Raw genomic sequence first — 23,899 nt, 5'->3', positions numbered from 1 at the left:
CCGCGAGGTCTGCAGCCGAACCCGGACTACCCGCGGGTCGTGGACGGCAAACCGACGGGAGGGTCAGGCGGGGGCGACCGCCACCGCCTCGACCTCGACGAGCAGGGCCGGATCGGCCAGGCCGGCGACGAGCAGCAGCGTGGTGGCCGGCGGCTCCTCGCCGACGAAGGCCGAGGCGGCCTCGACGAAGCCCGGGACGGACTCGGCGGCGGTGAGGTAGACGCGCTGCGACACGACGTGCTCGGGGCCGAGCCCGGCCTCGGCGAGCACGGCGTGGACGTTGGCGACGGCCCGGCGGGTCTGCGCGGCGATGCCCTCCTCGGGCGTGCCGTCGGGGCCGATGCCGACCTGCCCGGAGACGTGGACGGTGCGGCCGGGCGCCACCTCGACGCCCTGGGAGTAGAACGGAGAACGGGGGACGGACGACGGGTTGAGCGACCTGCGCATGACGGACCTCCTGGCTGGGCCCCGGCGGGACCGGTGCCCCGGACCCTAGGGCCGCCCACCGACAGCGGCGCCGGCCCCGCGCTGCTGGAGACCCGCGAGCAGGTGCGCGACGTCACGCGTCGCGGGGTAGAGCGCGAGGTAGGCCGCGTACAGCTCGTCGTAGACCTCGGCGTGGGCGGCCTGCGGCTCGACGGTGGTGGCGACGGACGCCCAGTCCGCCTCTGCGGCAACGAGTCCCACGGCCTGCGCGGCGAGCAGGGCATCCCCGTACGAGGCGCCCACGGTCTGCGCCGGGACGTCCTGGTGCCGGCCCGTCACGTCGCTGACCACCTGCGTCCACAGGCCGCCGCGTGTCCCCCCGCCGACGGCGACCAGCCGCCGCACCGGGTCGGCCTCGGTGTCCAGCAGCTCGAGGATCTGGCGGATGCCGAACGCGATGCCCTCGTAGGCGGCGCGGTAGAGGTGGCCGCGCCGGTGCCGCAGCGTGAGCCCGGCGACCACCCCGCGGGCGTCGGTGTCGAAGATCGGCGTCCGCTCACCGGCGAAGTACGGCAGGAGGAGCAGGCCGTCGCTGCCCGGCGGCACGGCGGCGGCCTCGGCGACCAGGGTCTCGAAGGGGGTGCCGCCGGTGAGGTCGCGCACCCACGCCGTGAGGCTGCCCGACGTGGACATGCCCGCGGCGAGCGAGGTCGTGCCCGGCCGCACCCCGCGGGTGTTCCAGAGCTGCGGGTGCGGCGCGGGACCGGCCAGCTCCTGGACGAAGAACATCGTCGAGCCGTACATGAGCATCAGGTCGCCGGTGGCCCGCACACCCGCCCCGTACGCCTCGGCCCAGGCGTCGACCGTGCCGGCGCACACCGGCGTGCCGGCGGCCAGACCGGTCTCGGCGCTCGCGGACGGGGTCACGCCCCCGACCACCTCGCCGGCCCAGGCGAGCCGCGGTGCCGGCAGGTGCCCCATCACCTCGGCGTACCAGTCCTGCGCCCAGCCGCTCTCCCCCAGGTCGTACAGCGGCACCGACTGGCTGGCGGTGTGGTGGTCGAGCACGTACTCGCCGCAGAGCCGGAAGGCCGCGAACGAGCCGGCGCTGAACCACCGCTCCGCACGCGACCACACGTCCGGCTCGTGCCGGCGCACCCACGCGGCCTTGGGCCCGACGGCCTGGGTGGTCAGGGCGGTCCCGCAGCGCTCGAGCACGGCGTCGGCGCCGAAGCGCTCGGTCTGCTCGGCGATCTCGGCGGTCGCCCGGCCGTCGATGCCGTAGAGGATGGCCGGCCGCACCGGCGCGCCGTCCGCGTCGGTGAGCAGGAGGCAGGGGCCGAGGCCGCTGACGCACACGGCCGCCACCGCACGGTCCGGGGTGACGAGCTCGCGACAGACCGCGACGACATCGCCCCACCAGACCGCCTCGGCGTCCATCTCGGCGTGGTCGGGGCGCGGCATCACCATCGCGTCGGGGTGCTCGCGCACGGCGGTCGCCACGACGGTGCCGTCCGGGCGGGCCAGCACCCCCTTGGTGCTCCCGGTCCCGATGTCGATGCCGAGGACGAGCTCGCCGCTCACGACCGCGCCCCCTGCCCGGTGGCGACCGGGGCGCTCGACCCGCGGACGACGAGCGACGGCGCGAAGACCGGATGCGGCTCGGCGGGTTCCAGGCCGCCGATCATCGTGGAGAGGAGGTCGAAGGCGGCCACGCCCATCGCGTGGTGCGGGCGGGCGATGGTCGTGAGCGCCACGGTGAGCTCGGCCGCGAGCGGGATGTCGTCGTAGCCGACGACGGAGAGGTCCTCGGGCACCCGCACGCCGTGGCGGTGCAGCTCGTGGACGAGCCCGACGGCGGCGACGTCGACGGCGCACTGGACGGCCGTGGGTCGCTCCGCGGGCGGCCGGTCGAGGAGCCGCAGGGCGACCTCACGCCCGCCGTCGATGGTCAGCCCGCAGGGCAGCTCCTCGACCGAGGCGAGGCCCGCCGTCGCCTCGAGGAAGCCGTCGCGGCGGTCGGCCACGGGGGCCGCGACGGTCGTGTCGCCGGCGAAGGCGATCCGGCGGTGCCCGAGGGTGAGGAGGTGCTCGGCCGCGAGCCTCCCGCCGAGCCGGTCGTCGACGCCGACCGAGACCACGCCCTCGCGCCGGTCGGTGCGATCGAGGACGACGACGGGGACGCCACCGGCGCGCACCTGGTGCAGGCCCTGCGACATCGGGTCGTGCGGCACGACGACGGCGCCGGCCACCCGGTGCTCGCTGAAGACCCGCAGGTAGGTGTCCTCGCGGCCGAGGTCTCGGGCGCTGTTGGACATCAGGAGGGTCATGCCGGCCTTGGCCGCGGCGTCCTCGACGCCCCGGCCCATCTCCGCGAACGCGGGGTTCCACGCGTCGAGGAGCAGCAGCCCGATGGTCGTCGAGTACCCCGCCCGCAGCTGGCGGGCGGACTCGTCGCGGACGAAGCCGAGGTCGGCGATGGCCCGTTCGACGGCCGCCCGGCGGCCCTCGCTGACCCGCTCGGGGTGGTTGAGGACGTGCGAGACGGTGCCCACCGAGACCCCCGCGGCGGCCGCGACGTCCTTGAGCCCCACGCGCCGCTCCGCCATGACCGTCTCCTTCGACAGCGCCCGAACGTGACCCTTGACACGTTTCAGAATTGGACCCTACCATCATCCGTCAACGCCTCTGAAACGATTCAGAGCCGGGAAGCACTCAACGAAGAGGAGCACCTCATGGCGCGTCGGCGCGGTCAGCGACAGCTGGCATGGATCGGGATCGGGACGGCGGCCCTGCTGGCCACGGCCTGCGGGGCGAACGACACGGCCGGCGGGTCCGGGGGGTCGGGCGGGGACGCGGCGAACGCCAAGGTCGCCTTCCTCATGCCCGACACCGGCTCGACCCGGTACGAGCTGAAGGACCGGCCGGGCTTCGAGAAGCGGCTCAAGGAGCTGTGCCCGGGCTGCCAGCCGCTCTACAACAACGCGGACGGCAGCGCGGACAAGCAGCAGCAGCAGTTCAACTCCGCGCTGGCCCAGGGCGCGAAGGTCATCGTCCTCGACCCGGTCGACTCCAAGGCGGCCGCCTCGCTCGTCAACGCGGCCAAGTCCAAGGGCGTCAAGGTCATCGCCTACGACCGTCCGATCCCCGACATCCCCGTCGACTTCTACGTCTCCTTCGACAACGAGAAGATCGGGAAGGAGATCGCGACCTCGCTCATCGAGAAGATCAAGGCCGACGGCGCCGTGCCGGCCGGCTCCGGCATCCTCATCGTCAACGGCTCCCCGACCGACGCGGCCGCCGGCCTCATCAAGAAGGGCGTGCACTCGGCGGCCGACTCCAGCGGCCTGACCGTCCTCGCCGAGTACGACACCATCGAGTGGAAGCCCGAGAACGCGCAGAAGTTCGTCAGCGGCCAGCTCTCGCGCTTCCCCGGCAAGATCGTCGGCGTCATCGCGGCCAACGACGGCACCGCCGGCGGCACGATCGCCGCCTTCAAGGCCGCGGGCGTCAACCCCACCCCGCCGGTGAGCGGCAACGACGCGACGGTGGCCGGTCTCCAGCTGATCATCGCCGGCGACCAGTACAACACCATCAGCAAGCCGAGCGAGATCGTCGGCGGCGCCGCGGCCGAGGTGGCCGTGGCCCTGCTCAAGGGCGAGAAGCCCGAGACGACGGGTGACCTCTTCGGGTCGCCGAGCAAGCTCTACGACCCCACGCTCGTCACGCAGGACGACCTGAAGGCCGAGATCATCGACAAGAAGATCCAGACGCCTGCCGAGCTGTGCACGTCCGAGTACGCCGCCGCCTGCCAGAAGCTCGGGATCTCCTGAGTCCGCACGGCCGCCGGGCGACTCGCGCCCGGCGGCCCGCGGTGGACCCGAGGAGGGCCACGATGACCACCACCACCCAGACCCCCACCCGCGCCACGACCGGCGGCACGCCGCTGCTCCGGCTGCGCGGCGTCACCAAGACCTTCGGCGCCGTCAACGCGCTCACCGACATCGACCTCGACGTCGGGGCCGGCGAGGTCGTCGCGCTCGTCGGCGACAACGGCGCCGGCAAGTCGACGCTCGTCAAGGTCCTCTCCGGCGTGCACGCGCCGGACTCGGGGACCATCGAGTTCGACGGCCGCGAGGTGCAGATCGGCGACCCGTCGGCCGCGATCGACCTCGGCATCGCCACGGTGTTCCAGGACCTCGCGCTCTGCGAGAACCTCGACGTCGTCGGCAACCTCTTCCTCGGCCAGGAGCGCAACCGCAAGCGCCTCGACGAGGTCTCGATGGAGGTGACGTCCTGGGAGCTGCTCCAGCAGCTGTCGGCGAAGATCCCCACCGTCCGCATCCCCATCGCGTCGCTCTCCGGCGGCCAGCGCCAGACCGTGGCCATCGCGCGCTCGCTGCTCGGCGACCCCAAGGTCATCGTCCTCGACGAGCCGACGGCCGCGCTCGGCGTCGCCCAGACCGCGGAGGTGCTCGACCTCATCGAGCGGCTGCGCGAGCGCGGGCTCGGCGTCGTGATGATCAGCCACAACATGGAGGACGTGCGGGCGGTCGCGGACCGCGTCGTCGTCCTCCGCCTCGGCCGCAACAACGGCGACTTCGAGGTCGCCGGGGTCTCCTCGGAGGCCATCATCGCCGCCATCACCGGGGCCACCGACAACGTCGTCACCCGGCGCCGGGAGCGCCGCGAGGGCGCGTCGGCGGGCGCCGCGGCCGCTGTGCCACAGGCCGGTTCGGAGCCGGCACCCACCACCGACGAGGGGGACCCCCGATGAGCACCGTCCAGCTCGACCGCTCCGACGAGCGCCTCAGCCACGACCTCACCCCGGCCGGCCGGGCCCGGGCCGCGCTGCGCAACGTCCGCTCCGGCGACCTCGGTGCCCTGCCGGTCGTCGTCGGTCTCGTGATCATCGCCGCGATCTTCCAGAGCCTGAACCCGGTCTTCCTCTCCAGCGGCAACCTCGTCAACCTCATGCTCGACTCGGCCGCCGTCGGCGTCATCTCGCTCGGCATCGTCTGCGTCCTGCTCGTCGGCGAGATCGACCTGTCCGTCGGGTCGGTGAGCGGCTTCACGGCGGCCATCGTCGCGACACTCTTCGTCCGCGAGGGGTGGAACTGGGTGCTCGCCGTCGCCCTCGCCCTCGGGGTCGCGATCCTCGTCGGGCTGCTCTACGGCGTCGCGCTCACCCGGTTCGGGATGCCGAGCTTCGTCGCCTCGCTGTCCGGGCTGCTCGCCTTCCTCGGTCTCCAGCTCGCGATCCTCGGCGACCAGGGCTCGATCAACCTGCCGTTCGACTCCTTCCTCGTGACCTTCGCCCAGATCCAGTTCGTGCCTCCGTGGCTGTCCTACGTCCTCGTCCTCGTCGGCGCGGTCGCGATGTTCGCCACCGGCTACGAGACGATGACGCGTCGACGGAAGGCGAACCTCTCGGCGACCTCGGTGCCCGTGCTCGCCGCGAAGGCCGGGGCGCTGCTCGTCGGGCTCGAGTTCGCCACCTGGTACCTCAACCGCGAGCGCGGGGTCGGCTGGATGGTCGTCTTCTTCGTCCTGCTCGTCGTCCTGCTGAACTACGCGATCACGCGCACCGGCTGGGGCCGTTCGCTCCTCGCCGTCGGCGGCAACGTCGAGGCGGCTCGGCGCTCGGGCATCGACGTCCGGAAGGTCTACCTCACGGCGTTCGCCGTCTGCTCCTTCCTCGCGGCGCTCGGCGGGATCCTCGCCGCGGGCCGGCTCGCCTCGGCGAACCTCAGCAGCGGCACCGGGGACGTCAACCTCAACGCCATCGCGGCGGCCGTCATCGGTGGCACGAGCCTCTTCGGCGGACGCGGCAGCGCGTGGTCGGCGCTGCTCGGCACCCTGGTCATCGCGGCCATCGCGAACGGCCTGACGCTGCTCAACCTCGACTCGTCCTACCGTTTCGTCATCACCGGGCTCGTCCTGGCGGTCGCGGTCGCCATCGACTCCCTCGCCCGCCGCTCGCGGGCCTCGCACGGCCGTGCCTGACCGCGGCCGTCCCGCCCCCGTCCGCCCCGACCACCAGGAGGAACCATGACCGTCCGCGCGGCCGTGATGACCGAGCTCGGCCACATCGAGGTCCAGGACCGTCCGGAGCCCGAGCCGGCGCCCCACGAGGCGGTCGTCCGCATCCGGGCGGTCGGGGTCTGCGGCTCGGACACGGCGTACTACACGGTGGGCCGGATCGGCGACTGGGTCGTCGACGGGCCGATCGTGCTCGGCCACGAGGTCTCCGGCGAGGTCGTGGCCGTCGGGTCCGACGTCACCCGTGTCGCGGTGGGGGACCGGGTCGCGGTCGAGCCCGGCACCCCGTGCCGGAACTGCCGCGAGTGCCGGGCCGGGCGCTACCACCTCTGCCCGGACCTCGTCTTCCTCGCGACGCCGCCGTACGACGGAGCGCTCGTCGAGGCGATGGCCATCGACGCACGCAACCTGTTCCCGATCCCCGACGGGATGACCTTCGAGGAGGCCGCGCTGCTGGAGCCGCTGTCGGTGGGGATCTGGGGATGCCGTCGGGCCGGCCTCCAACCCGGTGACGACGTCCTCGTGTCGGGTGCCGGGCCGGTCGGGCTGCTCGCCGGGGCCGCAGCGCTCGCGCTCGGGGCGGCCTCGGCGACGGTGACCGACGTCAGCGAGTTCCGGCTCGGGGTCGCCGAGCGGATGGGGCTGCGGACGGAGGCCCCCGGCGGCTCCGGGCTCGACTTCGACGTGCTGCTCGAGTGCTCAGGGGCCAGCGGTGTCCTCGCCGAGGGGCTGCGTCGGCTGCGGCCGGGCGGGCGGGCGGCGATGATCGGGATGCCGAAGGAGGAGCTCGTGGGGCTTCCCATGTCCCAGCTCACCGTCCAGGAGATCTCGGTCAGCCTCGTCCACCGGTACAACGACACCTGGCCGTTGGCCATCGCGCTCGTCGCGTCCGGCCGGGTCGACGTGTCATCGCTCGTCACGCACCACTTCGGCCTCGCCGAGACGGCCGACGCGCTGATGCTCGGGAAGACGGTGACGGACTCGATCAAGGCGGTCGTCCACCCGGACCGCTGAACGCGTCGGCGGCGCGGGGGTGCATGCCCCGCGCCGCCGGCGTGCTCTGCCGCGTCAGCCCCGCTTGGCCAGCCGCAGCCAGGTGTCGACGACCGTGTCGGGGTTGAGGGACATCGACTCGATGCCCTCGTCGACGAGCCACTCGGCGAGGTCCGGGTGGTCCGAGGGGCCCTGCCCGCAGATGCCGACGTACTTACCGCGCTCGCGGCAGGCACGGATGGCCATCGAGAGCATCGCCTTGACCGCGGGGTCGCGCTCGTCGAAGGAGCCGGCCACCAGGGCCGAGTCGCGGTCGACGCCGAGAGTCAGCTGGGTGAGGTCGTTCGAGCCGATCGAGAAGCCGTCGACGTGGTCGAGGAAGGCGTTCGCGTTGACCGCGTTCGAGGGCAGCTCGCACATCATGACGACCTGGAGGTCGTTCTTCCCGCGCTCGAGGCCGTGGCTCGCCAGCAGCGCGATGACTCCCTCGGCCTCGGCGACGGTGCGCACGAACGGGATCATGATCTTGACGTTGGTCAGGCCCATCTCGTCGCGGACGTGCCGCAGCGCCTCGCACTCCATCGCGAAGCACTCGGCGAAGTCGTCCGAGAGGTAGCGCGCGGCACCGCGGTACCCGAGCATCGGGTTCTCCTCGTGCGGCTCGTAGCGCTCGCCGCCGAGCAGGCCGGCGTACTCGTTGGACTTGAAGTCCGAGAGGCGCACGATGACGGGCTCGGGCGCGAAGGCGGCCGCGAGCATCGCGACGCCCTCGGCGAGGCGCTGGACGAAGTACTCGCGCGGGCCGGCGTAGGCCGCGATGCGCTCCTCGATCTCCTGCTTGACCGCCGACTCCTGGTCGTCGAGCTCGAGCAGCGCGCGGGGGTGGATGCCGATCTGCCGGTTGACGATGAACTCGGTGCGCGCCAGCCCGATCCCGCGGTGCGGCAGGCGGGAGAACTCGAAGGCCTGCTCGGGCGTGCCGACGTTCATCATGATCTTCGTCGGGATCTCGGGCATCTCCTCGAGGCTGGTCTCGGAGACGGTGAACTCGCGCAGGCCGTCGTAGACGAAGCCGGTGTCGCCCTCGGCGCACGAGACGGTGACCTCGCGGCCGTCGGCGAGCTCATGGGTGGCGGTGCCGGTACCGACGACGGCCGGGATGCCCAGCTCGCGGGCGATGATCGCCGCGTGGCAGGTGCGGCCGCCGCGGTTGGTGACGATCGCGCTGGCGCGCTTCATGATCGGCTCCCAGTCGGGGTCGGTCATGTCGGCGACGAGCACCTCGCCCGGCTGGAAGTCGTGCATCGCCCCGACGTCGGTGAGGACGCGCACCGAGCCGGCGCCGATCTTCTGGCCGATGGCCCGACCCTCGACGACGACCGGGCCGCGCTCCTCCATCCGGAAACGCTGCTGGACACCGCCGGCCGCGCGGGACTTGACGGTCTCGGGTCGGGCCTGGAGGACGTACAGCTTCCCGTCGACGCCGTCGCGGCCCCACTCGATGTCCATCGGGCGGCCGTAGTGCTCCTCGATGCGGACCGCCGTGCGGGCGAGCTCGGTGACCTCGTCGTCGGTGAGGCTGAGGCGGCGCTGCTCGGCATCGTCGACGGGCACGAACTCGGTGGTGCGCCCGACGGTCGCGTCCTGCGTGTAGACCATCTTCGTGGCCTTGGCGCCGACGCCGCGCTTGAGGATCGCCGGTCGGTCGGCGCGCAGCGCGGGCTTGTGGACGTAGAACTCGTCGGGGTTGACCGCGCCCTGGACGACGCCCTCGCCGAGGCCGTACGCGCTGGTGATGAACACGGCGTCCTCGAAGCCCGACTCGGTGTCGATCGTGAACATGACGCCCGAGGCGCCGATGTCGGAGCGGACCATCCGCTGCACACCCGCGGAGAGCGCGACGACGTCGTGGTCGAAGTCGCTGTGCACCCGGTAGGCGATCGCGCGGTCGTTGTAGAGCGAGGCGAAGACCAGGCGGATGGCGTGCAGGACGTTGTCGATGCCGCGGACGTTGAGGAAGGTCTCCTGCTGCCCGGCGAACGAGGCGTCCGGGAGGTCCTCGGCGGTGGCGCTGGAGCGGACGGCGAAGCTCGCCTCGTCCCCGGCCTCGCCGGCCAGGCGCTCGTAGGCGGCGCGGATGTCGCGGTCGAGGTCCTCGGGGAAGGGCTGGGCCTCCACCGCCTCGCGGATCTCGCGGCCGACCTCGGCGAGGCGGCGGGTGTCGTCGACGTCGAGGTCGCGCAGCAGCCCGGAGATGCGCTCGGCGAGGCCGGTCTCGCCGAGGAAGGCCCGGTAGGCGTCGGCGGTCGTGGCGAACCCGTCGGGCACCGCGACGCCGGCGGCCGAGAGGTGCTGCACCATCTCGCCGAGCGAGGCGTTCTTGCCGCCCACGGACTCGACGTCGTCGAGCCCGAGGTCGCGGAACCAGCGGACGGTGGTGGTCATGGCGGGGGTCCTTCCGGGGGAGGGGCGCGCTGCGGGTGGAGCGGCGGTGGTGCGGGCGGCCGGGGTGTCGGCGTGGGACAGGATGGCAGCCCGTGTCAGCCGGAGCCCTTCAGCTGCCGCGTGTGCATGATCACGGCGGCCATCTCCTCCACCGACATCCCGGCGGAGTTGATGACCGGCAGCCGGTGGGCGCGGTAGAGCTCCTCGGCGCGCTTGAGCTCCCATCCGCACTGCTGGAGCGAGGCGTACGGCGAGTCCGGCCGGCGCTCGCTGCGGACCTGGCTGAGCCGGGCGGGCGTCGAGGTCAGCGCCACGCAGCGGTCGAGGAAGGGGCGCACCGGCTCGGGGAGCTCGCTGGCGCGCAGGTCCTCGTCGACGAGCGGGTAGTTGGCGACCTTCACGCCGTGCTGGAGCGCGAGGTAGAGCGAGGTGGGCGTCTTCCCGCAGCGCGACGGCGCGAGGAGGATCAGCTCGGCGTGCTGGAGGTTGCGCAGGCTCGCGCCGTCGTCGTGCTCGAGCGAGAAGTCGATGGCCTTCATCCGCCGCTCGTACCGGTGGATGTCCCCGAGCCCGTGCAGCGCCGGCACCTTGGGGCTCGCGTTGACGTGGAGCACCCGCTCGACGATGTCGAGGTGGCTGCCGAACAGGTCGATGAACGCGCACTGCGTGCCGCGCAGGACGTCGCGCAGCTCCTCGTCGGCGACGCTGGAGAAGACGATCGGCGTCGTCGACTCGGTGACCGCGGCGTCGAGCTCCTCCACGACCCGCCGGGCCTGCTCGACGGTCGTGATGAACGGGATCTTCCGGCGCACGAAGTCGACCGTGGGGAACTGGTTGATGATGAGGTTGCCGAGCGTCTCCGCGGAGATACCGGTACCGCCGGCGAGGAAGAACACCGGTGTGGGGGAGGCCTGGTCGTCGTCGGCTGCAGCCATCCGGTCAGACCTCCTCGTCGACGAGCACGACGACGAGGGTACGGGGTCCGTGGACGCCCTCGACCCGCTCGAGCTCGATGTCGCTCGTGGCGCTCGGCCCGCTGACCCAGGTGAGGGGGCGCGCGTGGCCCGGCCCGGGGCGCAGCCGCCCGACCGCCTCGGGGACGTCGTGGACGACCTGGTCGGCGCGGACCACGCAGACGTGGAGGTCGGGGACGAGGGTCAGCGCCCGGCGCCCCTGGTCGGGGCCGTGGTCGAGGACGACGGTGCCGGTGGTGGCGATGCCGACGGCCGAGGCGGTGACCACGGCGTCGACGGCGTCGAGCGCGGCGTCGACCGTGACCTCGGCCTCCCGGTGCACCTCGGCCACCGCGGCGGCGGCCTCCGCCCACGCGGTGTCGAGGCCGGTGGGCAGCACGACACTGGCGCAGCCGTGCTCGCGCAGCGCGCCGGCCACCGCGTGCGCGACGCCCGAGGCGTCGATCCGGACGACCTGCGCCCGGTAGTCGGCGACGTTCTCGGCGAAGAGGTCGAGCGTCTGCGCCCGCCCGGGGGAGAGCTCCTCGACGACGGTGGTGGGCGCGCGGTCGGCGGGGGTCGTCGTCACGTCGGCGGTTGCCGCACGCACCCGGGCGAGGATCTCGTCGCGGGCGCTCATCGCGTGCCCTCCCCGCGCTCGCGGGCCCACCACTGCCGGAAGGTCTCGGTCGGTGGGGTGGGCACGTCGCGGGCGTCGCTCCACGCGCCGAGCCCGGGCACGGCGCGGACGGTCCGGTCGCCGAGGAGCCGGCCGGCCGTCGTGGCGGCCCTCTGCGCCGCGGCGAGCCGCTTCGGGTCCGAGAGCACCCACGCGGCGGCGGCCATCGCGGCCGACTCGGCCGTGCGGCCCTCCTGCTCGACGACCCGGCCGCGCAGCTCGACGAGCAGCTCGGGGATGTCGATGCGCACCGGGCACGCGTCGAAGCAGGCGCCGCAGAGGCTGGAGGCGTAGGGGAGCGACTTGTCGACGTCGCTGCTCGTGCCGCGGAGCATCGGGTTGAGCACGGCGCCGATCGGGCCGGGGTAGACCGAGCCGTAGGCGTGCCCGCCGGTGCGCTCGTAGACCGGGCAGACGTTGAGGCAGGCCGAGCAGCGGATGCAGCGCAAGGCCTGGCGGCCGACGCGGTCGGCGAGGACGTGGCTGCGTCCGTTGTCGAGGAGCACGACGTGCACGTCCTGCGGCCCGTCGCCGTCGTGGGCCCCGCTCCACATCGTCGTGTAGGGGTTCATGCGCTCGCCGGTGCTCGAGCGGGGGAGCAGCTGGAGCATCGGCGCGAGGTCGTCCCAGCGAGGCAGGACCTTCTCGATGCCGACGACGGAGACGAGCGTCTCGGGCAGCGTCAGGCACATCCGGCCGTTGCCCTCGGACTCGACGACGACGAGCGTGCCGGTCTCGGCGACCGCGAAGTTGGCCCCGGACACAGCGACCTTCGCGCGGAGGAATTTCTCACGCAGGTGCAGCCGGGCGGCCTCGGCGAGGCGGGCGGGGTCGTCGGTGAGGTCCTCCGGCGCGGGGCGGCCGACGGCGGCCATCTCGCGCCGGAAGATGTCGCGGACCTCGCTGCGGTTGCGGTGGATGGCCGGCACGAGGATGTGGCTCGGCCGGTCGTGCCCGAGCTGCACGATGAGCTCGGCGAGGTCGGTCTCCCAGGCGTTCACCCCCGCTGCCTCGAGGGCCTCGTTGAGCTCGATCTCCTGGGTGACCATCGACTTGACCTTGACGACCTCGTCGACCTGCTTGTCCCGCACGATGCCCAGGACGATCGCGTTGGCCTCGGCGGCGTCGCGCGCCCAGTGCACGGTCGCGCCGTTCGCGAGGAGGCTCGCCTCGAGCCGCTCGAGGTGGTCGCCGAGGTGGGCGAGCGCCTCGTCCTTGGCCTCGGCGCCGGCGACCCGCAACGCCTCCCACTCCGGCACCTCGGCGACGACGCGGGCCCGCTTGTCGCGGATCGTGTGCGTCGCGTGCCTGAGGTTGCGGCGCTGCTGGGTGTTCGCGAGCGCCTCGCGGGCGGCCGTCGGGAACGTCGGCATCCCGACGAAGACCGGGGAGGTCTCCTGCACGGGGCCGGGGTTCGTGGTGGTCATGCCGGGTCCTCCTCGGTCGAGGCCAGGACCTCGGCCAGGTGCAGGTGGCGGACGCCGGCGCGCTGCCGGCCGAGGATGCCCCCGATGTGGGCGAGGCAGGAGTTGTCGCCGGCGACGAGCACCTCGGCGCCGGTGCCGACGACGGCCCGGGCCTTGTCGGAGCCCATCGCGACCGAGACGTCGGCGTTCTTCATCGCGAACGTGCCGCCGAAGCCGCAGCACTCCTCGGCGCCGGGCAGCTCGACGAGGTCGATGCCGCGGACGGCCCGCAGCAGCTGCAGCGGCCGGTCGCCGACCCGCAGCATCCGCAGCGAGTGGCAGGTGGGGTGGTAGGTGACGCGGTGCGGGAAGAACGCCCCGACGTCGGTGACGCCGAGGACGTCGACGAGCAGCTCCGAGAGCTCGAGCACCTTCGGCACGATGTGCTCGACCCGGCTCGCGAGCCGGTCGTCGCCGGCGAGCTCGACGATGCCCCGGTGCTGGTGCCGGACCGACCCGACGCACGAGCCGGACGGCGCGACGACGGCGTCGTAGCCCTCGAAGACGTCGACGAAGCGGCGGACCAGCGGGAGCGCCTTCGCCCCGTACCCGGTGTTGGTGAGCATCTGGCCGCAGCAGGTCTGGGCCTCGGGGAACTCCACCGTGCAGCCGAGCCGCTCGAGGAGCCGGACGGTGGCCCTGAGCGTGTCGGGCCACATCGTGTCGTTGAAGCAGGTGGCGAACAGCGCGACCCGCGGGCCGTCGCCGGGCGCGGGGCGGCGCGCGGTGTCGCGGTGGCCGGGCCGGTGCTCCATGGCAGGACCCTACGGACGAAGTCGCCCGAGCGGCACCGTGGGCGCCCGGCCGTCGCCGGTCGGAGCCGTGCGCCGGGTCGCACGGCAGCCCGCGGGACCCGCGCTGACCCGCGGTGACGCGAGTGGGGTCCTACGACCATCGGTCAGTTGTCGCCGTCCGTCCTCGGCACCGACGGTGGGTCCGCACGCCCCGGAACGATCACCCTCAGGACGGAGCACTCCCCATGTCACGCAGATCGAACGCCCTCACCCTCGCGGTCGTCACCGCCACCCTCGCGGCCGGTGCCACGGTGCTCCCGGCGGCGCAGGCCGCCTCCTCGAAGGGGTGCGACGGCGGCGGCTACCGCCTCGTCAACCTCACGACGGGGGCCACCGTGGCCCGGGCCGGTGCCGACCGCGTCCGGACCACCGTCCCGGCGGCCGCCCTCGGCGCCCGGTTCGCCGTGCGCGGCAAGTACACCCAGTTCGACGTCCGCGCCGCCGACTTCGCCGTGCTCGACCAGGCCTTCACCGGCGCGGCGAACGAGCTCGACATCACCGGTGGACGCTTCACGCCGGTGTTCGCGAGCAAGGTCCCGGACCACCGCGGTCTGACCCTCACGAGCGGCGTCTCGGTCGAGCTCGACGACGAGGGACTCTCGCTGCAGCGCACGGGGACCGGGCTCTCGATGAAGCTCCAGGCCAAGGACTGCGCCCAGGGCGGCATCTTCCAGATGGAGCCCCAGCGCACCGACGGCACCGCCACCCGCGTCACCCACACCCTCGCGCAGTCGAGCACCCCGGGCCTGACCCCGTCCTACGTCGACAACCCCACCTTCCGGCAGCGCGCCGGCCAGTTCCTCGGCTCCGGCTGCACGAGCGTCGTCACCGGCCCTCCCGGGCAGTTCTGCGTGCAGGTCGCGCCGCGCGTCAACATCGTCAACGGCCTCTCCGCGCGCTTCGTCGCGCGTGACAGCGCGCAGGTCGCCACTCGTGTTCCCCAGTCCGCCTGCAACACAGCCACTCCCGTGACCCCGAGTGTGCGGCACTGTGGCGGGATGTCCGTCTGGGACGTCGCGAGCGGTGGCCGGATGGGCTTCGTCACCGGCGAGGACTCCACCGAGGTCGCGAACCCGCCGACCACCTGCACGAGCGACTGCCAGGCGCAGAACCAGGTGAAGGGACGGCTCGCCGTGCTCGGCATCCCGTTCCCCCTGCCCGCCGGCAGCCGCCTCACCCCGCGGACCGCGCCTCTCGGCTGACGCGACCCGCCCGGCCGGTCGCCGTCCTCGTCAGCCGGCGAGGGCGGCGACCTGGCTCTCGACCTGGTCGGCCGAGAGGACCTGCTGGATGACCATGCTCGCGGCGCCGATGACTCCGGCGTGCCCCGCGGTGCGGGAGGCGACGATCTGCAGGTCGCCGGTGGCCAGCGGCAGCGAGCGCCCGTAGACGACCTCGCGGATGCCGGCGAGCAGCTGCTCGGACGCCTGCGCGAGGCTCCCACCCACGCAGATGATCGACGGGTTGAGGAGCGAGACGCAGGTCGCGAGGACGCGCCCGATCTCGCGGCCGGCCTCGCGTAGGGCCGAGACCGCCTCCAGGTCACCGGTCTTCGCGAGCCGCACGAGCGCAGCGCTGTCGCGGACGTCGAGCCCGGCGGCGCGCAGGCGACGGGTGACGGCCGGGCCGCTGGCCACCGCCTCGAGGCACCCGACGTTGCCGCAGGTGCACGGGGTGTCGCCGCCGTTCTGCGCGGCGACGTGCCCGAGGTCGCCGGCGGCGCCCTGGGCTCCGCGGTGGAGGCGCCCGCCGCTGATGATGCCGGCTCCGATGCCGGTCGCGACCTTGACGAAGAGCAGCTGGTCGACGTCGGGATAGACGGTGGCGTGCTCGCCGAGGGCCATGAGGTTGACGTCGTTGTCGACGAGCACCGGGCCGCCGAGCGAGGCGGACAGGTGCGCGGGCACGTCGTACCCGTCCCAGCCGCGCATGATCGGCGGGAGCACCGGCCGGCCGGTGGAGTGCTCGACGGGGCCGGGCAGCCCGACACCGACGCCGAGCACCGCGGGGGAGCGGCCGTCGGCGGCCAGGAGCCGCTGGGCGACCTCGACGACGCGGTCCAGCACCGGCGCCGGACCGTCGTCGACGTCGATGGCCACCGCCTCCTCGGCGAGGACGCGACAGCGCAGGTCGGTCAGCGCGACGAGGGCGTGGGTGGCGCCGAGGTCCACCCCCACGACGACACCGGCGTCGGGGTTGAAGGCCAGCTGGGCGGGTGGGCGGCCGCCGGTGCTCACGGCCTCGCCCGACGGGACGAGCAGGCCGACGGCGAGCAGCGCGTCGACACGGGCGCCGACGGTCGAGCGGGCCAGGCCGGTGAGGCGGATCAGCTCGGCGCGGGTGCGCGGGGTGCCGTCGAGCATCAGCTGGAGGAGCTCGCCGGCCCCGGAGGGTGCGGCGACCCCCGGTCCGGGCCGTGTCGTGGTCACCACGGGGGTAGTGAACCACAGGCTTGTCGCCCCGCATCGGACGGAACGGCGACCGGCTCGGAAAACTTTTGCTTGACCATCCGACAAAAGACCGTCTACGGTCGCCACCATGCACGGCAACGACGCCACGGCCCTCCTCGGCATGACGGACATCGTCAAGCGCTTCCCCGGCGTGGTCGCGCTCGGCGGGGTCGACCTCGACGTCCGCGCGGGTGAGGTGCACTGCCTCCTGGGCCAGAACGGCGCCGGCAAGTCGACGCTCATCAAGGTCCTCGCCGGGGTGCACCAGCCCGACGAGGGCAGCATCACCTGGGAGGGACGTGAGGTCTCCTTCGCCCACCCGCAGGCGGCGATGGACCTCGGCATCGCGACGATCTACCAGGAGCTCGACCTCGTCGAGGGGCTGACCGTCGCCGAGAACGTCTTCCTCGGGCACGAGCGCTCGCGCCTCGGGTTCTCCCAGCGCCGCAGCACCGCCCGCGCCGCGTCCGCGCTGCTCGAGCGCCTCGGCCACGGCGAGATCGACCCCGGCACCGAGGTCGGCGACCTCTCCGCCGCGGGCCAGCAGATCGTCTCCATGGCCCGGGCCCTCTCGCACGACGCGCGGCTCATCGTCATGGACGAGCCGTCCGCGGTACTCGACGCCGGTGAGGTGCAGCGCCTGTTCCACGTCATCCGCGAGCTCACGGCGCAGGGCGTGGCCGTCGTCTACATCTCCCACCGCCTCGAGGAGATCCGCGCCGTCGGCGACCGCGTCACCGTGCTCAAGGACGGGCGCACCGTGGCCACCGGCCTGTCCGCGAAGGAGACGCCGACCTCCGAGGTGATCCGGCTGATGACCGGCCGGGCCATCGAGTACGTCTTCCCGCCGCGCCGGAAGCCGCCGACCGGCGAGCCGCTGCTCCGGGTCGAGAACCTCACCCGCCGTGGGGAGTTCACCGACATCAGCTTCGACGTGCGGCCCGGCGAGGTGCTCGGCGTGGCCGGGCTCGTCGGCGCCGGCCGCTCCGAGGTCGTCGAGACGGTCTTCGGGGCGCGGCGCGCCGACTCCGGCACCGTGAGCGTCGACGGCCGCCCGGTCCGCGGCGGCTCGGTCGCCGCCGCGGTGGCCGCCGGCATCGGGCTGTGCCCCGAGGAGCGCAAGAGCCAGGCGCTGCTCCTCGGCGAGAGCGTCGCGACGAACGTCTCGATGGCCAGCCTCGCCCGCTTCGCCCGCGGCGGGTTCGTCGACCACCGCGCCGAGCGCGCGGCCGCGCTCGAGCAGACCACCGGCCTCGACGTGCGGCCCGCCGGCGTCGACCGCGAGATGCGCACCCTGTCCGGGGGCAACCAGCAGAAGGTCGTCCTCGCGCGGTGGCTGCTGCGCGGCTGCCGCGTGTTGCTGCTCGACGAGCCCACCCGCGGCGTCGACGTCGGCGCCCGCTCCGAGATCTACGCCCTCGTCCGCCGGCTCGCGGAGGACGGGGTGGCCGTCGTGGTCGTCTCCAGCGAGATCGAGGAGGTGCTCGGTCTCTCCGACCGCGTCCTCGTCGTCGCGGACGGCGCCGTGCTCCACGAGTCCCCGGCCGACCAGCTCGACGAGCACCGCGTGCTCGACATCATCATGAGAGGAGACGCGGCGTGAGCGTCGACGCGACCACGAGGGCCCCCGACCCGGAGGGCACGCCGTCCGTGCCGGGCTCCGCCGCAGCCGATCCCGCGGCCGGCCATCAGCAGAGCACCACCCCGGACGGGCCGCCCCGGCGCTCCGGCGCCGGAGCGCTGCTCGCCGGGTCGGCCGGCCGCAACCTCGGCCTGGTCATCGCCCTGCTGCTCATCTGTCTCGTCGGTGCTTTCACCGCCGGCGACCGCTTCACGAGCATCGACAACGCGATGACGATCCTCCGCCTGGCGGCGGTCACCGGCATCGTCAGCGTCGGGATGACCTTCGTCATCGGCGGCGGGGGCATCGACCTCTCGGTCGGCGCCATCGTCGCCCTGGCCAGCGTCTGGGCCACCACCCTCGCCACCCAGGCGATGGCGGCCGACGTGCACTGGATCGTCATGGTGCTCGTCGCGCTCGCCGTCGGCGCCGGGTGCGGGCTGGTCAACGGGGTGCTCGTCGCGTACGGCAGGGTCGCGCCGTTCATCGCGACCCTCGCGATGCTCGCCGGCGCCCGGGGGCTGGCGGAGATCATCGCCCAGCGCCGCACCCAGATCGTCCAGGACCGCGACTTCATCGACTTCTTCCAGGCCAGCGTCCTCGGCGTCCCGGTGCTCGTCATCGTCTTCGCGCTCGTCGCCGTCGCCGGATGGGTCCTGCTGAACCGCACCACCTTCGGCCGGCGCACCCTCGCCGTCGGTGGCAACCCCGAGGCGGCGCGGCTGGCCGGCATCAAGGTGCAGCGCCACACCGCCGCGCTCTACGTGCTGCTCGGTGTCGCGTGCGGCCTGGCCGCCGTGCTCCTCATGGCCCGCACGACCACGGGCACCTCCACCCACGGCCAGCTGCTCGAGCTCGACGCCATCGCCGCGGTCGTCATCGGCGGCACGCTGCTGAGCGGCGGGCGGGCCACCATCGTCGGCACCGTCTTCGGCGTCCTCATCTTCATGACGCTGACCAACGTCTTCACCCTCAACGACCTCGACACCTCGACCCAGGCCGTCGCCAAGGGGCTCATCATCGTCGCCGCCGTGCTCCTGCAGCAGCGCGTGGCGGCGCGCCGCCGGTCACCGTAGCCACCCGCACCCGTCGCACGACGCTCTCGCACACCACCGCCCACACCCACGCAGCACCGCCATCCCGAGGAGAACCGATGTCCCGCACCACCCGCACCGCCCGTCCGGCCCGGCTCGCCGCCGTCGCCGCCGTCGGCATCCTCGGCCTCGTGGCCACGGGGTGCACGAGCAACACCCCGGAGGACACCGGCTCCGGCCAGGCCGCCGCCGGGGCGTCGAGCGACAACGACGCCCCCGGCGAGAAGGTCACCATCGGCTTCTCCGGTCCGGCCGCCGACCACGGCTGGCTCGCCGCCATCAACAGCTCGGCCCAGGCCGAGGCGAAGAAGTACTCCGACGTCGAGTTCCGGTCCGCCGAGGGCACGAACGACGCCAGCCTCCAGATCAGCCAGATCGAGACCTTCATCAACGACAAGGTCGACGCGATCGTGCTGCTGCCGACGGACGGCGCCGCGCTCACCGAGGTCGCGACCAAGGCGACCAACGCCGGCATCATCGTCGTCAACGTCGACCGCGAGTTCTCCACCCCGTTCGCCGCCCGCACCACGGTCCTCGGCGACAACTACGGGATGGGCGTCAGCGCAGGCACGTACGCCTGCTCGCTCGTCAAGGAGAAGAACCTCAGCAACCCGGTGATCGCCGAGATCGCCGGCATCGACGCGCTCCCGCTGACGCAGGACCGCAGCAAGGGCTTCGCCGACGCGCTCAAGGGCTGCGGCCAGACCGTCGACAACCGGGTCGCGGCGCAGTTCACCGTCGAGTCCGGCGAGAAGGAGGCCTCCAACCTCCTCCAGGCCGCCCCGAAGATCGACATCCTCTGGAACCACGACGACGACCAGGGGGTCGGGGTGATGGCCGCGCTCGACAACGCCAAGCGCAACGAGATGGCCTTCATCGGCGGCGCCGGCTCCGCGAACGCGATGCGCTGGATCAAGGAGGGCAAGATGGCCGCCACGGTCCTCTACCCGCCGACCCAGGCCGCCGACGGCATCCGCCTGGCCCGCCTCCTCGCGCAGAACAAGGGCATGTCCGACCTCGTCCAGCCGGCCGTGCCGAAGCGTGTCGTCCTCGACGCACCGGTCGTCACCAAGGACAACGTCGACGACTACATGGAGCTCGGCTTCGAGTCCTGAGCCACCGGCCCCCGCGGTGTCCACCGGCCGGCCCGGCCGGCCGGTGGCCACCGCCCCACCCACCACCCGGGCCCGCGCGGCCCGCCGGAAGGTGCCCCATGTCCATCGACACCCCCTCGGCGCAGACCGCCGTCGCGGCGCCCACCTCCTCGGTCCCCGGCCACCTCGGCATCGGGATGGTCGGCTACGCCTTCATGGGCCTGGCCCACTCACAGGGCTGGCGCAACGCCCGCAGCTTCTTCGAGCCCGCCCTCGTCCCCGACCTCGTCGCGATCGGCGGGCGTGACGCCCGGGCCGCCGCCGACATGGGCCGCCGCTTCGGCTGGGGGCACGTCGAGACCGACTGGCGGGCGCTCGTCGCCCGCCCGGACGTCGACCTCGTCGACATCTGCACGCCGGGCGACACGCACGCCGAGATCGCCATCGCGGCCCTCGAGGCCGGCAAGCACGTGCTCTGCGAGAAGCCGCTGGCCAACACGGTCGCCGAGGCCCGGGCGATGGCCGAGGCCGCGCGCCGGGCCGCCGCCCACGGGGTGCGCTCGATGGTGGGCTTCACCTACCGCCGCGTTCCGGCGATCGCCCTCGCGCGCCAGCTGGTGCAGCAGGGTCGCATCGGCCAGGTGCGGCACGTGCGCGCCCAGTACCTCCAGGACTGGCTCGTGGACCCCGAGGCGCCGCTCACCTGGCGGCTCGAGAAGGAGCGCGCCGGCTCGGGCGCGCTCGGCGACATCGGTGCGCACGTCATCGACCTGGCGCACTTCGTGACGGGGGAGTCCATCACCGGGGTCAGTGCGGTGACCGAGACGTTCGTGCGGGAGCGCCCGCTGCCGGGTGCGGCCCGGGGGCTGAGCGCCGAGGCCGGGGGAGGGCGCGGGCGGGTGACGGTCGACGACGCCGCGGTCTTCGTCGCCCGGCTGTCCGGGGGAGGGCTCGGCACGTTCGAGGCGACCCGCTTCGCGACCGGACGCAAGAACGCGATCCGGCTGGAGGTCAACGGGTCCGCCGGCAGCCTGGCCTTCGACTTCGAGGACATGAACGTCCTCCACGTGCACGACGCGTCGGTCGACGCCCGCGAGTCGGGGTTCACCCGCGTCGTGGTCACCGAGCCGACGCACCCGTACGTGGAGCACTGGTGGCCGGCCGGCCACGGGCTCGGGTACGAGCACGCCTTCACCCACCAGGCCGCCGAGCTGCTCGATGCGATCGCGCGCGGCGTGGACCCCGAGCCGTCCTTCGCCGACGGCCTGGCCGTCCAGGAGGTCCTGGCCGCCGTCGAGACGAGCGCGGCCTCCGGGTCGTGCTGGACGCCGACCGGGCCGTCCTCCGACGGCTGAAACCCCCTGCCCCACACCCACCCACCCCGTGGCCGACCACCACGACGACACCCGGAGAGGACGCCCCGGTCGCCGCTCACCCCCTGTCATTGCAGTGACGAAGGAGCAACCATGACCCCTCAGCAGGACCTCCTCGAGGCCGACGACACCGCCCGCGGGCTGGTGCGTGGGCTCGGCCTCAACCGCCGCCAGCTCTTCGCGGCGACCACCGGGCTGGCTGCCGCGGCCACCCTCGCAGCGCCCACGGCGGCGTCCGCGAAGGCCATCCCGCGCGGCCAGGTCGTCATCCCGGCCAACCGGCGCGGCATCATCCTCTACACGGTCCGCGACGCCGTCTCCCGGGACCCCGCGACCTCCCCGTACGCCTCCGGGTTCCGGGCGGTCCTCGAGGAGCTCGGCCGGATCGGCTACGCGCAGGTCGAGTTCGCCGGCTACCGCCAGCACGCGAACGCCCCGGGCGGCGACGTGTCCGCCTCCCCGGCCGGTGCGCGCCTCCTGCGGCGCTGGCTCGACGACAACGGGCTGCGCGCCCAGGGCAACCACGGCAGCGTCCCCTCGACGATCACCACCGAGACGCTCACGGCGTTCGACGCGGCCTGCGAGTACGCCAACGTCCTCGGGCTCGGCCACATCGGGACCGGTGGCGACCCGACGAACAGTGCGCAGCGCGCCGACTGGGACCTCGCCGCCGACCGGTGGAACTTCCTCGGCCGCAGGGCCGCCCGGCACGGGCTCAAGCTGTACACGCACAACCACGACGTCGCGTACAGCTTCCTGCTCGACCGCGGGCCCAAGGACGCGGCGGGCCTGTTCACCCGCTCCTCCGGCAAGCGCCGGCTCGAGTACTTCCTCGAGCGCACGGACGCCAAGTACGTGTTCCTGGAGATGGACATCTACTGGGCGCACGTCGCGAAGTTCAAGCACACGAGCTACACCGCCGCCGACGGCAGCACGGTCGAGAAGATCTTCAACCCGCTGAAGGTCGTCCAGAAGCAGCCGCGCCGCTTCCCGCTCTTCCACGCCAAGGACGGTGACGAGCGTCCCGACCTCGCCAACGGCTACGAGATGACGCCGTTCGGGCTGGGGGACATCGACTTCCGGACCTTCCTCAGCAGGACCGGTGCGCCCCGCGGGTACGCGCACCCGATGTGGGAGCAGGACACCGCACCGAGCACGACCGACCCGGGTCAGTCCCTGGCCCTCGCCGAGCTCAGCTACGACGCCATGTCCTCGCTGCGCCGGTGAGCCGGACGCCGGGTCCGGTGGGTCCCACCGCCGTTGCAGCGACGGCGGGCCACCGGGCCCGGCTCGCCCCACACTCACGAAGGACGTGCACGGAGTGTAGGGCCGCCCCCGGTGGGCGGGGACCATGTTCAGGACGACGACCCCAGGAGACGAAGCGATGACCCGTCCGATCACCCTCTTCACGGGCCAGTGGGCCGACCTGCCGTTCGAGGAGGTCTGCCGGCTCGCGGCCTCATGGGGGTACGACGGCCTCGAGATCGCTTGCTGGGGTGACCACTTCGAGGTCGACCGGGCCCTGGCCGAACCCGACTACGTCGCCGGGCGCCGCGAGGTCCTCGAGCGCCACGGCCTCGGCGTCTGGGCGGTCTCGAACCACCTCGTCGGGCAGGCCGTCTGCGACGACCCCATCGACCAGCGCCACCGCGACATCCTCCCGGCGGCCGTGTGGGGCGACGGTGACCCGGAGGGCGTGCGGCAGCGCGCCGCCGAGCGGATGAAGGACACGGCACGGGCGGCGGCGCTGCTGGGGGTGGACGTCGTCATCGGCTTCACCGGCTCGGCCATCTGGAAGTACCTCGCGATGTTCCCGCCCGTCTCCGCCGAGACCATCGAGGCGGGGTACCGGGACTTCGCCGACCGCTGGAACCCGGTGCTCGACGTCTTCGACGAGGTCGGGGTGCGCTTCGCCCACGAGGTGCACCCGAGCGAGATCGCCTACGACCACTGGTCGACCGTGCGCACCCTGGAGGCGATCGGCCACCGGCCGGCGTTCGGCCTCAACTGGGACCCGTCGCACATGGTGTGGCAGGACCTCGACCCCGCGGCCTTCATCTGGGACTTCCAGGACCGGATCTACCACGTCGACTGCAAGGACGTCCGGATGCGGGTCGGCAACGGGCGCAACGGTCGTCTCTCGTCGCACCTGCCGTGGGCCGACCCCCGGCGCGGCTGGGACTTCGTCTCGACGGGGCACGGCGACGTGCCGTGGGAGGACTGCTTCCGCACCCTCGGCGCGATCGGCTACGACGGCCCCATCTCGGTCGAGTGGGAGGACGCCGGGATGGACCGGCTCGTCGGCGCCGCGGAGGCCGTCGGGTTCGTGCGGCGGCTGGCCTTCGAGCGGCCCGACGCCGCCTTCGACTCCGCCTTCAGCAGCTCCGGGGACTGAGGGCGGAGGGGCGGGGGGGGGGGGGGGGGGGGGGGGGGGGGGGGGGGGGGGGGGGGGGGGGGGGGGGGGGGGGG

General features: G+C 73.3%; 20 protein-coding genes. 11 read left to right on the top strand and 9 right to left on the bottom strand.

What is annotated here, in order from left to right:
- Window positions 1–63 precede the first annotated feature (63 nt).
- Genes ACQZ2A_RS05570 through ACQZ2A_RS05560 form a run of 3 tightly spaced genes read right to left on the bottom strand, consistent with a single transcriptional unit; the run spans window position 64 to window position 3,035 of the window.
- On the bottom strand, window positions 64–447 hold the full coding sequence (locus tag ACQZ2A_RS05570) for a RidA family protein (protein WP_430208143.1): 384 nt from the start codon (window positions 445–447) through the stop codon (window positions 64–66).
- A 45-nt stretch (window positions 448–492) separates the two neighbouring features.
- Window positions 493–2,010 carry an FGGY-family carbohydrate kinase gene (locus tag ACQZ2A_RS05565; RefSeq protein ID WP_430208140.1) on the bottom strand — a complete coding sequence of 506 codons (1,518 nt, stop codon included), beginning with the start codon at window positions 2,008–2,010 and terminating at the stop codon, window positions 493–495.
- Window positions 2,007–3,035 carry a LacI family DNA-binding transcriptional regulator gene (locus ACQZ2A_RS05560; RefSeq protein ID WP_430208137.1) on the bottom strand — a complete coding sequence of 343 codons (1,029 nt, stop codon included), beginning with the start codon at window positions 3,033–3,035 and terminating at the stop codon, window positions 2,007–2,009. The genes ACQZ2A_RS05565 and ACQZ2A_RS05560 overlap by 4 nt, the downstream gene beginning before the upstream one ends.
- Window positions 3,036–3,161: 126 nt before the next feature.
- On the opposite strand from ACQZ2A_RS05560, the gene ACQZ2A_RS05555 reads away from it, so the two are divergent.
- From ACQZ2A_RS05555 to ACQZ2A_RS05540, 4 genes are all read left to right on the top strand, one after another.
- Complete coding sequence (locus ACQZ2A_RS05555) at window positions 3,162–4,259, top strand: ABC transporter substrate-binding protein (protein WP_430208135.1); 1,098 nt, start codon at window positions 3,162–3,164, stop codon at window positions 4,257–4,259.
- A 62-nt stretch (window positions 4,260–4,321) separates the two neighbouring features.
- Entirely contained in the window at window positions 4,322–5,203 is an 882-nt protein-coding gene (locus ACQZ2A_RS05550) for an ATP-binding cassette domain-containing protein (RefSeq protein WP_430208132.1), read from the top strand.
- On the top strand, window positions 5,200–6,432 hold the full coding sequence (locus ACQZ2A_RS05545; RefSeq protein ID WP_430208129.1) for a sugar ABC transporter permease: 1,233 nt from the start codon (window positions 5,200–5,202) through the stop codon (window positions 6,430–6,432). Before ACQZ2A_RS05550 ends, ACQZ2A_RS05545 begins: the two co-directional genes overlap by 4 nt.
- A 45-nt stretch (window positions 6,433–6,477) precedes the next feature.
- Window positions 6,478–7,482 carry an NAD(P)-dependent alcohol dehydrogenase gene (locus ACQZ2A_RS05540; protein WP_430208127.1) on the top strand — a complete coding sequence of 335 codons (1,005 nt, stop codon included), beginning with the start codon at window positions 6,478–6,480 and terminating at the stop codon, window positions 7,480–7,482.
- Between the two features lie 54 nt (window positions 7,483–7,536).
- Here the strand turns inward: ACQZ2A_RS05540 and ppsA are convergent, their stop codons facing one another.
- The 5 genes from ppsA to ACQZ2A_RS05515 form a co-directional block, all read right to left on the bottom strand.
- Window positions 7,537–9,906 carry a phosphoenolpyruvate synthase gene (gene ppsA, locus ACQZ2A_RS05535; protein WP_430208125.1) on the bottom strand — a complete coding sequence of 790 codons (2,370 nt, stop codon included), beginning with the start codon at window positions 9,904–9,906 and terminating at the stop codon, window positions 7,537–7,539.
- Between the two features lie 95 nt (window positions 9,907–10,001).
- Window positions 10,002–10,841, bottom strand: a complete 840-nt coding sequence (locus ACQZ2A_RS05530; protein ID WP_430208123.1) for a pyruvate, water dikinase regulatory protein — start codon at window positions 10,839–10,841, stop codon at window positions 10,002–10,004.
- A 4-nt stretch (window positions 10,842–10,845) separates the two neighbouring features.
- The gene (locus tag ACQZ2A_RS05525) at window positions 10,846–11,499 is read right to left on the bottom strand and encodes a LutC/YkgG family protein (protein WP_430208121.1); all 654 of its coding nucleotides are present in this window, start codon (window positions 11,497–11,499) and stop codon (window positions 10,846–10,848) included.
- Window positions 11,496–12,965 (bottom strand): lactate utilization protein B, encoded by a 1,470-nt coding sequence (locus ACQZ2A_RS05520; protein ID WP_430208118.1) that lies wholly within the window; start codon window positions 12,963–12,965, stop codon window positions 11,496–11,498. The genes ACQZ2A_RS05525 and ACQZ2A_RS05520 overlap by 4 nt, the downstream gene beginning before the upstream one ends.
- Complete coding sequence (locus ACQZ2A_RS05515) at window positions 12,962–13,759, bottom strand: (Fe-S)-binding protein (RefSeq protein ID WP_430208115.1); 798 nt, start codon at window positions 13,757–13,759, stop codon at window positions 12,962–12,964. Before ACQZ2A_RS05515 ends, ACQZ2A_RS05520 begins: the two co-directional genes overlap by 4 nt.
- Window positions 13,760–13,983: 224 nt before the next feature.
- Between ACQZ2A_RS05515 and ACQZ2A_RS05510 the strand changes: the two genes are divergently transcribed.
- Entirely contained in the window at window positions 13,984–15,000 is a 1,017-nt protein-coding gene (locus tag ACQZ2A_RS05510) for a hypothetical protein (protein ID WP_430208113.1), read from the top strand.
- A 30-nt stretch (window positions 15,001–15,030) separates the two neighbouring features.
- Here ACQZ2A_RS05510 and ACQZ2A_RS05505 read toward each other — a convergent pair whose 3' ends face one another.
- Window positions 15,031–16,227 (bottom strand): ROK family protein, encoded by a 1,197-nt coding sequence (locus ACQZ2A_RS05505; protein WP_430208643.1) that lies wholly within the window; start codon window positions 16,225–16,227, stop codon window positions 15,031–15,033.
- A gap of 109 nt (window positions 16,228–16,336) precedes the next feature.
- On the opposite strand from ACQZ2A_RS05505, the gene ACQZ2A_RS05500 reads away from it, so the two are divergent.
- The 6 genes from ACQZ2A_RS05500 (at window position 16,337) to ACQZ2A_RS05475 (ending at window position 23,825) form a co-directional block, all read left to right on the top strand.
- Window positions 16,337–17,851, top strand: coding sequence for a sugar ABC transporter ATP-binding protein (locus tag ACQZ2A_RS05500; RefSeq protein WP_430208110.1), 1,515 nt, complete (start codon window positions 16,337–16,339; stop codon window positions 17,849–17,851).
- The gene (locus ACQZ2A_RS05495; protein ID WP_430208107.1) at window positions 17,848–18,945 is read left to right on the top strand and encodes an ABC transporter permease; all 1,098 of its coding nucleotides are present in this window, start codon (window positions 17,848–17,850) and stop codon (window positions 18,943–18,945) included. The genes ACQZ2A_RS05500 and ACQZ2A_RS05495 overlap by 4 nt, the downstream gene beginning before the upstream one ends.
- 77 nt (window positions 18,946–19,022) lie before the next feature.
- The gene (locus ACQZ2A_RS05490; protein ID WP_430208104.1) at window positions 19,023–20,078 is read left to right on the top strand and encodes a substrate-binding domain-containing protein; all 1,056 of its coding nucleotides are present in this window, start codon (window positions 19,023–19,025) and stop codon (window positions 20,076–20,078) included.
- 176 nt (window positions 20,079–20,254) lie between these two features.
- Window positions 20,255–21,412, top strand: coding sequence for a Gfo/Idh/MocA family protein (locus ACQZ2A_RS05485; RefSeq protein ID WP_430208640.1), 1,158 nt, complete (start codon window positions 20,255–20,257; stop codon window positions 21,410–21,412).
- 111 nt (window positions 21,413–21,523) lie between these two features.
- On the top strand, window positions 21,524–22,657 hold the full coding sequence (locus ACQZ2A_RS05480) for a sugar phosphate isomerase/epimerase family protein (protein WP_430208102.1): 1,134 nt from the start codon (window positions 21,524–21,526) through the stop codon (window positions 22,655–22,657).
- Window positions 22,658–22,814: 157 nt separating this feature from the next.
- On the top strand, window positions 22,815–23,825 hold the full coding sequence (locus tag ACQZ2A_RS05475; RefSeq protein WP_430208099.1) for a sugar phosphate isomerase/epimerase family protein: 1,011 nt from the start codon (window positions 22,815–22,817) through the stop codon (window positions 23,823–23,825).
- Window positions 23,826–23,899 lie beyond the last annotated feature (74 nt).

Source organism: Phycicoccus avicenniae, from assembly GCF_050496545.1.
Classification (GTDB): domain Bacteria; phylum Actinomycetota; class Actinomycetes; order Actinomycetales; family Dermatophilaceae; genus Phycicoccus; species Phycicoccus avicenniae_A.
This window is presented reverse-complemented; position numbering and strand designations above follow the sequence as displayed.